At 64.0% G+C, this 13,438-nt stretch carries 8 protein-coding genes; 4 read left to right on the top strand and 4 right to left on the bottom strand.

Going from position 1 to position 13,438, the window contains the following annotated elements; genetic code table 11:
- Nucleotides 1-587: 587 nt before the first annotated feature.
- The 4 genes from AC1DJB_RS03665 to AC1DJB_RS03650 form a co-directional block, all read right to left on the bottom strand.
- Complete coding sequence (locus tag AC1DJB_RS03665; protein WP_476909894.1) at nt 588-1,139, bottom strand: adenylate kinase; 552 nt, start codon at nt 1,137-1,139, stop codon at nt 588-590.
- Nucleotides 1,140-1,555: 416 nt separating this feature from the next.
- Nucleotides 1,556-3,031, bottom strand: coding sequence for a Re/Si-specific NAD(P)(+) transhydrogenase subunit beta (pntB, locus tag AC1DJB_RS03660; protein ID WP_476909893.1), 1,476 nt, complete (start codon nt 3,029-3,031; stop codon nt 1,556-1,558).
- Nucleotides 3,028-4,596: a Re/Si-specific NAD(P)(+) transhydrogenase subunit alpha gene (locus AC1DJB_RS03655; RefSeq protein ID WP_476909892.1), complete on the bottom strand. Its 1,569-nt coding sequence runs from the start codon at nt 4,594-4,596 to the stop codon at nt 3,028-3,030. The genes pntB and AC1DJB_RS03655 overlap by 4 nt, the downstream gene beginning before the upstream one ends.
- A 97-nt stretch (nt 4,597-4,693) precedes the next feature.
- Entirely contained in the window at nt 4,694-7,870 is a 3,177-nt protein-coding gene (locus AC1DJB_RS03650) for a cytochrome P450 (protein WP_476909891.1), read from the bottom strand.
- Nucleotides 7,871-8,272: 402 nt separating this feature from the next.
- On the opposite strand from AC1DJB_RS03650, the gene AC1DJB_RS03645 reads away from it, so the two are divergent.
- The 4 genes from AC1DJB_RS03645 to AC1DJB_RS03630 all read left to right on the top strand — a co-directional run bounded on the left by AC1DJB_RS03645 (nt 8,273) and on the right by AC1DJB_RS03630 (nt 13,371).
- Nucleotides 8,273-8,971, top strand: coding sequence for a TetR/AcrR family transcriptional regulator (locus AC1DJB_RS03645; RefSeq protein ID WP_476909890.1), 699 nt, complete (start codon nt 8,273-8,275; stop codon nt 8,969-8,971).
- A 69-nt stretch (nt 8,972-9,040) separates the two neighbouring features.
- Entirely contained in the window at nt 9,041-10,159 is a 1,119-nt protein-coding gene (locus tag AC1DJB_RS03640; protein WP_476909889.1) for an NAD(P)-dependent alcohol dehydrogenase, read from the top strand.
- On the top strand, nt 10,156-11,610 hold the full coding sequence (locus AC1DJB_RS03635) for an aldehyde dehydrogenase (protein WP_476909888.1): 1,455 nt from the start codon (nt 10,156-10,158) through the stop codon (nt 11,608-11,610). The genes AC1DJB_RS03640 and AC1DJB_RS03635 overlap by 4 nt, the downstream gene beginning before the upstream one ends.
- A gap of 153 nt (nt 11,611-11,763) precedes the next feature.
- Nucleotides 11,764-13,371: a long-chain-fatty-acid--CoA ligase gene (locus AC1DJB_RS03630; RefSeq protein ID WP_476909887.1), complete on the top strand. Its 1,608-nt coding sequence runs from the start codon at nt 11,764-11,766 to the stop codon at nt 13,369-13,371.
- The last annotated feature ends 67 nt before the right edge of the window (nt 13,372-13,438 follow it).

Raw genomic sequence — 13,438 nt, 5'->3', positions numbered from 1 at the left:
GCGAGTAACGGCCAAGCCGTCTCGTGGACGTGGGTTTCTGTCCAGCCCCTCAAGTCTTTACGACCCAAGTATCCCCACCCTGAACTCGGGATTCCCTTGGACAGCATCTGACTCTCAACGCTGCAACTACAAGCCACCGGAGTCTCCCGTTTCCCGCAACTCGGGAGATTCCGGTTTCCAGACTATGCACGATGAATAATGCTTTGTGCCCTGCAGGAAGCCTCCCGGAGTTCGCAAAGTTGTATCCATGAAAGTTCCGCAAGGCACGGCCCAGTGGGCCCGGTTCCCCCGGGGACACGCGCCGGCCGGGCACAGGAACGGCGTGCCCGATCCCTTGAGGTAGACCTCCAGGATGTTTCCGAACCCCTCTGCGGTATTTCCCGGGACGGAGAGCGCCGGTCACGAGCCAGCCGACGGCCTCCTCTGTTCGCTGCCGGTCCCACTGACCCCTGCGCAGTACGGTGTCACTGAAAAGACCTTCGTTGCAGCCCGGTGTGCTGCATGGGACTATTGGGTCCCGGCGACGTCGGTCAGCATCCGTGGTTGTGAGGGACGTCGCCGGTGCCGCTACTCGGAGAGCTTGGTTCCTAAATGGCTGCAGTCAGCAGATCTGTCACCTGATCAACCGGACCCGTGCCGTCCACCTGGGTGAGGATGCCGCGCTCGGCGTACTTGGCCACAACGGCTTCTGTCTGCTCGCGATACAACTCCAGGCGATGGCGGATGACAGCTTCGGTATCGTCGCTCCTGCCCGTTTCATTAGCCCGCCTAAGCAGACGAGGAACCAGCTGGTCATCGTCTGCAGTTAATTGCAAGACAACGTCAAGCTTTTCCCCTCGCTGAGCGAGAAGTCCATCAAGGTGATCAACCTGCGCGGTGGTGCGCGGGTAGCCGTCCAGCAGGAAGCCGCTCTCGATGTCAGACTCGCTGAGGCGGTCGCGCACCATCTTGTTGGTGAGGCTATCTGGAACGAAGTCGCCTGCGTCCATGTATTTCATAGCTTCCATACCAAGCTTGGTCCGGCTTTGGACGTTCGCGCGGAAGACGTCGCCGGTGGAAACGGCAACGACACCAAGGAGCCCGGAAATCAGCTCTGCTTGCGTCCCTTTTCCGGAACCGGGTGGTCCAATTATCAGCATTCTCATTTTGTTTAGATCGCCCCAACTTAGAAATTTGTCGACGTGCTTCAGTAGGCTGTGCCCTTTGAAGCGGTAGGAAAGTCCACCATCAACGGGGGCAGCCCTGCTGGCACCGGTGGATTCCCCGCTGTCATCGCTTCAACCGCGCCCCCAATGGGCGGGCCTCCCCACCGATGCGCTCCAATAGTTCGTGGCTGTAATGAAGAAGTAACTCATACCGGTAATGAAGCCCAATCCAGGGGGATGCATCGAAGGCGTCAATATCGAAGGCCGGATCCGGAACCCGATCCCTTCTGCTTCCGGCAAGCTCTAGTAAAGGTGCTCTAACCTCATTCTGATGATTGTCGCCACTAAGAGACTGATCTTTGGACATGAGGACCTCTCATCCTTGTAGTTAAGGTCTGAAGTGGATGGCGTTAGAAGGCTTTGAGGATGTCTTCGACGCGTTGTTTGGCGTCGCCGAAGAGCATTTGGGAGTTGTCGCGGAAAAACAAGGGGTTTTGAACGCCGGCGTAGCCGGCGGCCATCGATCGTTTGAAGACGATGACGTTCTCGGCTTCCCAGACCCTGAGGACGGGCATGCCGGCGATGGGGCTGGAGGGGTCTTCGGCCGCTGAGGGGTTGACGGTGTCGTTCGCGCCGATCACGAGGACCACGGAGGTGTCGCCGAGATCGTCGTTGATCTCGTCCATCTCCAGGACGATGTCATAGGGGACTTTGGCTTCGGCGAGGAGCACGTTCATGTGCCCGGGCAGGCGACCAGCGACGGGGTGGATGCCGAACTTCACGTCGACGCCGCGTTCGCGGAGCTGGTGGGCGAGTTCGGCCACGGGGTACTGGGCCTGGGCCACTGCCATGCCGTAGCCGGGGGTGATAACGACCGTGGAGGCGTTGGTCAGCATTTCCGCGGTTGCTTCGGCCGTGATTTCCCGGTGCTCACCGTGATCTGTGTCAGTTGCGGTGGGCGCGGCGATGCCGAAGCCGCCGGCGATCACGGAGATGAAGGACCGGTTCATGGCTTTGCACATGATGTAGGACAGGTAAGCGCCGGAGGAGCCGACGAGGGCGCCGGTGATGATGAGCAGGTCGTTGTTGAGCAGGAAGCCGGCGGCTGCTGCGGCCCAGCCGGAGTAGCTGTTGAGCATGGAGACGACGACGGGCATGTCGCCGCCGCCGATGGAGGCGACCAGGTGCCCGCCCAGACCCAGAGCCAAGAGGGTGACGACGATGAGGAGCCAGAGCTGGGAGTCATTGACATACCAGACGGTCAGCGCGACGAAAGCCGCGAGGGCGCCGAGGTTGATCGCGTTCTTGCCCGGCAGCATCAGGGGTGAGGATTTCATCCGGGCAGAAAGCTTCAGGAACGCCACGATCGAACCGGTGAAGGTCACCGCCCCGATGAACACGCCGATGAACACCTCGGCATGGTGTATCGCCATAAGATCCGAAGACAACGCGGGAGCTTCGAGGTGTCCGTTCCACCCCACGAGAACGGCGGCGAGGCCGACGAAGCTGTGCAGCAGGGCGATGAGCTCGGGCATCCCGGTCATTTCGACGACGCGGGCACGCCAGAGCCCGATGGCCCCGCCGACCAGAACCGCTGCAACGAGCAGGCCCAGGCCAGTCAGGACGTGGGCCGTGCCCCAGGCGTCCTGGAGGGTCAGCCAGATCGTCGCGGCGAGGGCGATGACCATCCCGGTGATGCCGTAGACTACGCCCGCTTTGGCCTTTTCGTGTTTGCTCAGCCCGGCGAGGCTGAGGATGAACAGCAGGCCCGCGACGATGTACGCGGCCCCTGCGATGGAGTCGGCGGTCAACGGACCGGAGGCGGTGTCAGACACGGTAAGGCTCCTCGATACGATTCGGGCTGCTGCTGCGGTGACGGCGCTCATGAACGTGCCTTCTCACCGCGGGAGAACATGGCGAGCATGCGCCGGGTGACGGCGAAGCCGCCGAAGATGTTGATACTGGCCAGCAGGACCGCGACGGCGGCGAGGACCTGCATCACGATGTTGTCGGAGGTGACCTGCAGCAGGGCGCCGACGACGATGATCCCGGAGATCGCATTCGTGACGGACATCAGCGGCGTGTGCAGGGCGTGGTGGACTTTCCCGATGACGTAGAACCCGACCACTATCGAGAGCATCAGCACCGTGAAGTGCTGCGGCAGAGGCGCCGGGGCAACCGCGTTGACCACAAACAATGCCGCGATGCCCGCGGCGAAAAGCCCCGCCTTGCCTGCAGGGCTGAGGCCCGTCTTCTTCTTTGCTTCCTGGTCGGCGGAGCGTTCCCCGACACGTATTGCCCCCAAATGGGCCGGGGGCGCGGCGGAGACCTGGACCGGGGGCGGCGGCCACGTCTTCTCACCCTCACGCACAACCGTCACCGAACGCTGTACGACGTCGTCGAAATCGATCCGCAGCACCCCGTCTTTGTCCGGGGTGAGGAGCTTGAGCAGGTTCACCATGTTCGTGCCGTACAGCTGGGACGCCTGGGCCGGCAACCGTGCCGGAAGATCCGTGTAGCCCAGGATCACCACCCCGTTCTCTGTGACCATCCGCTCCCCGGCAACGGAGCCTTCGACGTTTCCGCCCTGGCCCGCGGCCATGTCCACGATCACGCTTCCGGGTTTCATGCCCGCGACGTCCCCGGCAGTGAGCAGCTTCGGTGCCGGCCGGCCCGGGATCAGGGCGGTGGTGATGATGATGTCCACCTCCGCTGCCTGTTCCGTGTAGATTTCCGCAGCCCTGGCGTTGTATGCCTCGGACGTGGCCTTGGCGTACCCGTCGGAGGAGTTCATCTCTTCGGCGACCTCGACCTTGAGGTAGGCTCCGCCGATGGACTTCACCTGATCGGCCACCTCCGGCCGCGGATCGGTCGCCCGCACGATCGCGCCCAAGCTGGACGCCGCACCGATCGCCGCGAGTCCGGCAACACCGGCACCAGCGACGAGGACCTTCGCCGGCGGGACCTTTCCCGCAGCGGTCACCTGACCGGTGAAGAACCGGCCGAATTCGTGAGCCGCCTCAATCACAGCCCGGTACCCGGCAATGTTCGCCATGGAACTAAGCACGTCCATTGACTGCGCACGGGAAATACGCGGCACGGCATCCAACGCCAGCGCCGTGATCGGCCGTTCCGCCAAGGCCTCCACCAACTCCGGCCGCAGCCCCGGACTCAGCGTTCCGATCAGCGTCGCGCCCTCGGCCAGACGGCCGATCTCTTCCTCAGTGGGCGGGTTCACCCGCAGCACGACATCGGCACCCCACGCCTCATCAGCACCAACAATCAGTGCCCCTGCCTCTTCGTACGCTTCATTACGGAACGACGCGCGCTCCCCGGCGCCCTTCTCGACCACCACCTCGTAGCCCAGGCCCAACAACTGCTTCACGGTGACAGGCGTCGCCGCCACCCTCGTCTCGTGACCCAACTCGGCCACAATGCCAATACGTGTCACGTCTACTCTCTTCCATTTCTCTGACTTAACCGGCCGGCGTGGTCGGTATCTGATGAGCATCAAGTTCGCTGCACTCCACGGGCGTTCGCTTGCCGTGTCAGCCGCTTGCCCAGACGTCGACGAGCCAACGGCCTTCGTCAGCAAGGGTGCTCAGCCAGGACTGGGCGTCTTCGGGGCTGTCGCCGCGGAGTGCGCTGTGCAGTTCGAGCATGCTTGCGCGGACGCCGTCGGCCATCGCGTTGGCACCGCAGATGTAAGCTGCCCCTCCCTGGTCAATGAGATCCAGGGCTTTCGCCCCGAGCTGGGTCAGGCGGTCCTGCACGTAGATCCGCGGGAGGCCTTCCACTCGCGAATATGCATAAGCGAGGTCAGTGCCTGCGGCCGTCGCGAGCTCTTCAAGCTCGTTGTCATAGAGGAGATCGCTCTGGGGATGGCGGCAGCCGAAGACGAGCAGGGCGGGGCCAAGGACGGTTCCCGCCGCCTTTGCTGCGGCGCGTTCCTGGAGGAACCCGCGAAACGGTGCGATCCCGGTGCCCGAGGCGATCATGAGCAAGGGTGTTGATGGATCGGCTGGCAGCCGGAAGGGACTTGCGGTGTCCCGGACGAATGCATGAATTACGCGGTCGGCGCCCTGCTCGAAGAGGTAGTTCGAACAGGTCCCGGCGAACGTTCCGTGCCCGGAGCGGGCTGGCCCGGCCAGGGCACCGACGGTGATCGAGCAGGCACCTGGCTGGACCGCCGGCGATGATGCTATGGAGTAGTAGCGCGGCGCGAGCGGTCGGAGAAGTTCCAGGAAGGCCGTGAACGGTAGCCGGGATGTCGGATGCTCCTCAAGGAGGTCCATGACTGAGAGCCTTCGGTCGAGCACCTCGGCGCGGTATGTCTGAGTGTCAAGGAGTTTCTCCAGGCGTTCCCTGCTCCAGGGATACTCGGTGTGCTGAAGGAGCCGCTCTATGTCGCGCCGGCTGGCGAGGTCCTGCAGCTCAACGTAATCAGTGAGGAGCTGTCCGACTGTCAGCCGCTCCCCTACCGGGAGGAAGGACGGCCGATTCGTGGCGGTGAGCCGTATCCACGACTCGGGGTCCAGGCCGAAGCGCTTTGTCACCCGGTCCACCAGCGCCGATGAATTGTGTGGAATGACCCCGAGATGGTCCCCGGCCTGGTAGGACACATCCATGGGCAGTTCGAGATCGATGTGGCGCACGGGCCGGACGTCAATAGTGTTCTGGGCACGCGTTAGCAGACGGGTGTCCAGGACCCTCATCGGCTGGGCGCCCAGCGAACGGACGAATGGACTTGGACGATCAGCAGGAAGGAACTCAATCTGCAGGTCGGGCTCGGACAGGGCCGGCGCGTCCGCGGCGAGGTTGAGGCCGAATTCCTGGGCGAGCCGGGGCCAAAGTTCCTGCTCCCATGCCGCAAGGGCGCCGTCGAAGTCCTCGGCGGCGTCCCCCTCGCCGCGCCGGTGGAACCTTGAGGCGCCGAAGGCATGAAGGCGGTCGTCGACGAACCGGGGAAAGTCCTGGAAGGTCGCGGCCCATTCATGGTTGCCGCAACCGAAGACGGCGAACCGGACCCCGCTGAGATCCGGGGTTTTCTCGCCAATCCACTGTGCGAAGTCGACGGCGTTATCCGGGGGCGTTCCATTGTAGGTAGCGGTCGTCACGAGCACGGCACCGGCCGTGGGCAGGAGATCCACCGACTCGTCGAGCGATGCGACGCTGACCTCGAAGCCCCTCTCGCGTCCGGCCGCGGCGAGGTCCAACGCGACATCCTCCGCGGTGCCGAAGTTCGACCCGAACAGGATAAGTAGCGGCGTGCCATGGGCTTGGCCCGACACCTCGGCGGCGGCAGCCGCATCAATCACGGCGGGAGCCTCTGTCGCGGGAGTCCCTGTCGCCGGAGTTCCTGTCGCCGCGGGGCAACCCGCCGGGGGTGTGGGCCCAGGCGTCGGAGTCCCTGTCGCCGGAGTTTCTGTCGCTGCAGGGCAGCCCGGCGGGGGTGTGGGCCTAGGCGTCGGAATCGCAGCGGGCCGGGGCGCCTGCCGTCGCTCGGGGGTGAACTCGACGGGAAGATGCCTGATGCCGTTCATGAAGCTCGACTGCATGCGCGCCGGTTCCCCGCTGACTTCGATGTCGGGCAGTCTTTCGAACAGCTCGGTGAGGAGGACACGGGTCTGGAGCCGGGCGAGGTTCGCACCGAGGCAGTAATGCGTCCCGTCCCCGAAGGAGATGTGCGGGTTTGGATCACGCTTGATGTCAAAGCGATCAGGGTCGGCGAAAACAGTCTCGTCGCGGTTCGCGGAAGCGTAGTTAATGATCACCTTGTCGTCTTCGGCGATCTGTTGCCCTCCGAGGACGAGATCACGGGTCGCGGTACGCCGGAACTGGATAACCGAGGGACTGAAGCGCAGCACCTCCTCGATGGTGCTCGGCAGCAGCGAGTGGTCCTGGCGCAGGAGGCTGAACTGGTCCGGATGCCGCGACAGGGTGAGCATGGTGTTGGCGATCAGGTTCCGGGTCGTGTCGTTCCCGGCAATCACGAGCAACTGGAAGAAGCGGTCCAGATCATCTGCCGTCAGCATTTCGCCGTCGACTTCAGCATTGGCTACGGTGCTCCACAAATCGTCGGTGGGCCGGGCGCGACGCTCCCTTGTGACCTCCCGTGCATAGGCGAACATCTCCGTGAACGCCGAGAGGAAGGCCAGCGGATCACCGCCGTACTCAGGGTCATCGAGGCCGACCAGCCGGTTGGTCCAGCTATAAAGCAACGACCTGTCCTCGGCGGGTATGCCGAGCACATCAGCCAAAACGAGCAACGGCATCTCGGCCGCGACCGAGCCAAGGAAGTCAATGGAACCTGCCTCAGCTACCGAATCGACGACCCCCTTGGCGTGCCGGGTGATCGCGTCCGATAGCTGGCGCCTGATCGACTGCGGCGTAAAGGCACGGTTGACGATCTTCCGCAACGAACTGTGCTCGGGGGGATCCATGTTCAGCATCATCCGCCGCAACGCCGCGACGTCCCGGGGCCGTTGATCACGCAGGAAGCTGGTGCCCCGCGAAGAGGAGAAATCCTCGGGATGACGGGAAACGTGACTGACGTCAGCGTGGTTAAGCACGAGCCAAAAGCCCCTGCCGCCGGCGAACGTAGCGGTAGCGGGCTCCTCCACCCAGACGACGGGACTTTCACGCCGGAGCTTACCGAGCTCGAAGTGGGGTATCCCATCGGCATACATCGATGGCGACAGAAAATCGCTCGGGACCAGAGACACTGGACGACTCCTTTGACGAAGAGTGGATCGCGCACCGACCAAAAATCAGAATGCGTCTAAACAAACGCCATCCTATGACCGTACGGACGGTCAGTCAAACATCTTGCCAAATCTTCCATAGTTCTCTAGGCTGACCGTACGTACAGTCAGAGGAGGTTAGGCGTGGTCTTCCCCGCATCGAGGATTTTCGAGCTGGTGGAGCGCAGAGTTGCCGGGAATGGTGACCGGGCACCGCGGTCGCTGAGGTGCGAATCAGAGGCGCGCGACTGCTTTCTCCAGCCGTACGCGTCAAGCACGAAAACGGCTCTAGCTTTGACCGGTTGTGCGGTCACCCACCGTAGACTTGAAATGTCCCGGACCTGTGCCGGGACCCAAGTAATCGGACGACCAAGGAGCCAAACAATGCCTGGACCGGGACGCTATGACGACATCCTCGACACCTTTACCCGCCACGTCGCCGAGAAGGGGTACGACGGCGTCAACTTCGGCTCGATGGCTGCGGAACTCGGGATCTCGAAAGGGACCATTGTGCATCACTTCGGCACCAAGGACCGCCTCCTCGCGGCCCTTCACGAGAACTACATGAACAAGCGCATCGCGGAGCTGGAGTACATGATCGAGCATCTCGCAACTCCTCCCGAACAGCTCGCTGCAGCCTTGCACGCCTTCATTATCTACCACGACTACGACCGCTCCCCGACGGTCGCATTCCAGCGGGAGGCGGTGCGCTTCGCCGACCACGAGTCGATGGCCACCGGCGCGCAGCTCCGCCAGGACTACTTCGTCCTTGTACGCGAGATCGTAGAGGCGGGTCTGACTGCAGGGTTTTTCCGTCCGGTCGACGTCGGCATCGACACTTTGCTCATGTTCGGCTCGGCTCAGTGGGCCTGGACCTGGTTCCGACCTGACGGTCCGGAGCCGGTGGAGGCCGTGGCAAGCGCCTTCGTCGACCTGATTCTGGGGAGCCTGCTGACCGACCGCAGCAGCCTGGCCGAACTGAGCAACCCTGCTGGTCATCCGGCCGCGATTGTTCGTGACGCCTTAAACCACGTCGCCGAAGGACGGCATCAGGAAAGAACGGGCGCGGCAGTGCCCGCATAACGATCCTGCTGCAGCGGCCGACGACGACAATCTCCGCCTACCACAACCATGACAATGCCAGGAGACTCCATGAAGATCCGAGCCGCAGTGCTCCGCGAACGCGATGCCCCATTCACCATCGAGGAGGTGGAGCTGCGCGACCCCGGATACGGCGAAATCCTCGTCCGCATCGTGGGCGCCGGCTTCTGCCACACAGACGTCCTGCCCCGCCGGAACGGTTACCGCTCCACACTCCCCCTCGTCATGGGACATGAGGGTGCCGGCGTGGTCGAGGCCCTGGGGCCCGGCGTCACGGATGTCGAGGTCGGCGCCCACGTGGTGCTCTCTTTCGACCACTGCACCCACTGCGCCGATTGCCTCGCCGGGCACCCTGCATATTGTCGTGACTTCTGGCATCGGAACCTTTTAGGTCGCACGGATTCTGACCCCCGGCGCGCGGTGGACGCGGCAGGCGAGCCGATCGGCGCACAATGGTTCGGCCAATCGTCCTTCGCGAGCCATGCGATCACGGCCAGCTCAAACGTGGTCCCAGTCCCCGAGGACTGTCCGCTCGAACTACTCGGAGCCTTGGGCTGCGGAGCCCTGACAGGGGCGGGCGCCGTATTCAACGTTTTGCCGGTTGAACCTGGCAGTACCTTTGCCGTCTTGGGAGCAGGAGCAGTCGGACTCTCGGCGGTCATGGCCGCCGTCGCCGTCGGAGCCACAAAGATCATTGTGGTTGACCGGCACCGCTCCCGATTGGACCTCGCCCTGGAGATGGGCGCGACAGACGTCATCCAGCCCGATCCCGGGGCCGACATCCGCCGCGTCATCCGACAGAAGATCCGGTCACTAACCGGACCCGGGGTCCACGCCGCCCTTGATACAACCGGCGTCCCGTCGCTCATTTCCGGGGCGGTTGAATCGCTGCGCCCACGCGGCGTCCTGGGGCTCGTCACCGCCCCGGCGGAGGACCTGGTGCTTCCCGGCGACGTACTCGCCACCGGACGAACCGTGGTTGGTATCCTCGAAGGCGACGCCGTGCCCCGCATCGACATTCCACGGCTCATCGACCTCTGGCGGGCGGGCCGGTTCCCGATTGAGCGCATGATGAAGCCCTACCCGCTGTCCGACATCAACGCCGCCGAAGCTGACGCGGCCAGCGGTACAACCATCAAGCCCGTGCTGATTCCCGGGGAGGCGGCATGACAACCAGCGAACGCGAGCGGACACAGCTGTTTATCGGTGGATCCTGGCGCCCCTCGAGCTCATCCGAGATGACGAGCATCATCTCTCCATCGACTGAGCAGATTTTTGGCGCGGCCCCGAGCGGGACCACGGCCGACGTCGACGCAGCCGTCGATGCCGCAGGGGAAGCCCTCCGGAACTCGGCGTGGGCACGCATGGACGGTGCCCAGCGCGCGCAATGGATGCGCAGGCTGGCCGACGAGCTGGAGGCTATCGGGGACCGGACAGCCGCCTTGGTCAGCGGCTCCAACGGAATGCCGATCAGCGTTGCCAGGGTTGCGGAGGGCAAAGGGCCTGCAACTACCCTGCGCTATTACGCCGATCTCGCAGAGGCCACCGCGACCGAGGAACGACGCCCCTCAGCCAACGGCAAACGAACGACCATCGTGCGACGAGAACCAGTGGGTGTCGTGGCGGCCGTTGTCCCGTGGAACTTCCCACAATCACTCACGATGTTCAAGGTCGCTCCGGCCTTGGCCGCAGGATGCACGGTTGTGGTTAAGCCCGCACCCGAGACTGCCTTGGACGCCTTCGCGCTTGCCGACGCCGCCGATGCATGCGGATTCCCGCCAGGTGTTCTCAACGTGGTCACTGGTGGCCGGGACGTGGGCGCCTATCTCGTCGCACATCCGGGGGTCGACAAGGTGGCCTTTACCGGCTCGACTGCCGCTGGTCGGGCCATCGGTGAAGTTTGCGGGAGGTTGTTGCGGCCGGTCACTCTCGAGCTGGGAGGCAAAAGCGCCGCCATCGTCCTGGACGACGCCGACCTCGTGCAGGTCGCGCGCGGCCTCTCGTGGGCAAGCTTGCTCAACAACGGACAGACGTGCTATCTCAGCACGCGCATCCTCGCGCCGCGGCGTCGGTACGACGAGGTCGTCGATGCGGTGGCCGATCTGGCATCTTCGATGCGGCTTGGTGACCCATCCGACCCGGCCACGCAAATGGGTCCCGTGGTCACCCGTGGCCAGCGTGAGCGGGTCGAGAGTTTCATTGAGGCCGGCCGGCGGGAGGGAGCCAGAGTCGTTACCGGAGGAGGCCGCCCCGAGCGACTTCCCGTGGGATGGTACGTCGAACCGACTGTGTTGGCGGACCTAAAACCACAGGCAACCCCGGTCCGCGAGGAGATCTTCGGCCCAGTCCTCGTCGTACTCCCCTATGACGACCTCGACGAAGCCGTCCGGCTGGCAAACGACTCTGAGTACGGGCTCGGCGGCACGATTTGGACCCAGGACGTCGAACAGGGTCTCGATCTTGCCCGGCGAGTCGAAACCGGCTCGGTGGGGATCAACTTCTTCGACCTCGACATCGGCGCCCCGTTCGGCGGCGTGAAGTCCTCCGGGATTGGCCGGGAGCTCGGACCCGAGGGCCTCAGCTCCTACACCTCACTGAAGTCGATTTATCTGCCCACCTGAGCAAGTCCCCTCGACGCCAGGGCTGCCCGCACCCCGCCAGGATTCCTGCTCGCATAAGGACGGACCGCCGTCGAAATATTGAGTGACCGTTCATACGGTCATTGGTTCCAATTACCCGGGTCCGGTGACGGAGCCCATCCAAAGGAGGAAGAGATGCGTGCAACGATGCAGCGTCACCCACTGTCCATCGCGGACATCTTTGAGCATGGCGAACGCTGCCATGGCGAGGCGTCAGTCACCGATTACATCGACGGCGTCTACCGTGAGCGCACGTTCGCGGACGTCGCTGCCGAGGGCCGCCGCCTGGCTGGTGCCCTGAGGGGTCTCGGCATCGGCCAGGGCGAGGTAGTCGCTACGCTGTGCTGGAACACCTCGCACCACGTGGCGGCATACTTCGCGATCCCCTCGATGGGTGCGGTCCTGCACACCCTGAATCTGCGGCTGCACTCGTCGCAGCTCGCATACATTGCGATGCATGGCGGAGACCGCGCCATCATCGTCGACGCCGATTTGGTCCCGCTCCTTTTGGAATTTCTGCCCCAGGTGCCCAGCATCACCGATGTGGTGGTCATCGGCGAGGCACCGGCGGAGCTGGCAGTCCACGGCGTTGCCGTCCACGACTATGCCACGCTTGTCGGTGCGTCCGCTCCTGTTGAAGTATTCCCGCGGGTCCAGGAGGATGACGCCGCCGTTCTCTGTTACACAACGGGGACCACCGGAGACCCCAAAGGCGTGGCCTACAGCCACCGCTCGACCGTGCTTCATACATTGATGATCTCGACGGGCAGCGTCTACGGATTCTCCGACGCGGATCGGGCTCTCCCGGTCGTCCCGATGTTCCATGCCAATGCGTGGGGCTGGGTGCACGCTGCATGGTGGGCCGGCTCGGGCTTGGTTATGAGCGGACGGTTCCTCCAGGCTCCGCACCTGGCGGCGATGATCGACCGCACCCGGCCGACCATGCTCGCGGCTGTCCCGACTATCTGGAGCCAGCTTGGCCGCTTCGCCCACGATCACGGCGTCGACCTGACAGTTCTGCGGGTGGCAGTCTCGGGCGGCTCGCAGCTTTCACGGGCGCTGTCCCGCGAGATCCTCGAGAACAATGGCGTCAGGCTCCTGCAGGGCTGGGGAATGACGGAAACCTCCCCGCTCCTGACTTACTCCCGTCCGCCCGCTGGCTCCGCCGGCTCGGACACCTCTGTTTGGGCCACACGGACCGGGCGGCTGCTACCGGGCGTCCATGCCCGCATCGTGAGCTTCGATGGGGCCATCCAGCCATGGGATGGAGCCTCGATCGGCGAGGTCGAACTCTCGGGCAACACGATCACAGGCGCGTACATCGCATTGGAAGATGACAGCAAGTTCCGCGACGGCTGGCTCCGCACCGGAGACCTGGGTGTCATCCACCCTGGCGGTTGGGTGGAGCTCAAGGACCGGCTGAAGGATGGCATCAAGAGCGGCGGTGAGTGGATTTCGAGCGTAGAACTTGAAAGCGCCATCGCCGAGCACCCTGCGGTCCGCGAGGTCGCCGTGATCGGCGTCCCCGACCCCAAGTGGGAGGAGCGTCCGCATGCGTTCGTCGTTACGGAAGAGGGTGCATCCGTGACTCAGGAGGACCTTATCACTTTCCTGCTCGGCCGCGTCGCGAAGTGGTGGATTCCGGAACGCTGGACGTTCAGCACGCATATCCCGCGCACAAGCGTCGGGAAACTCGACAAGAACAGCCTGCGCACGGCCCAGGCGTCCGGCCGTCACGAATAAGCATCTACCCACCCGGATCGGATGGGCAGACGAAGAACGGCCCGGCTGCGAGTAACTCGCGGCCGGG

This window comes from Arthrobacter sp. 01T428, from assembly GCF_056398685.1.
Note: the sequence above shows the minus strand (reverse complement) of the source record. Positions and strands in the feature narration are given on the sequence as shown.

Coding starts and splice junctions, on each gene's coding strand:
- AC1DJB_RS03630 (WP_476909887.1), top strand. CDS start 11,764: ATGCGTGCAACGATGCAGCGTCACCCACTGTCCATCGCGGACATCTTT.
- pntB (WP_476909893.1), bottom strand. CDS start 3,031: ATGAGCGCCGTCACCGCAGCAGCAGCCCGAATCGTATCGAGGAGCCTT.
- AC1DJB_RS03665 (WP_476909894.1), bottom strand. CDS start 1,139: ATGCTGATAATTGGACCACCCGGTTCCGGAAAAGGGACGCAAGCAGAG.
- AC1DJB_RS03635 (WP_476909888.1), top strand. CDS start 10,156: ATGACAACCAGCGAACGCGAGCGGACACAGCTGTTTATCGGTGGATCC.
- AC1DJB_RS03645 (WP_476909890.1), top strand. CDS start 8,273: ATGCCTGGACCGGGACGCTATGACGACATCCTCGACACCTTTACCCGC.
- AC1DJB_RS03640 (WP_476909889.1), top strand. CDS start 9,041: ATGAAGATCCGAGCCGCAGTGCTCCGCGAACGCGATGCCCCATTCACC.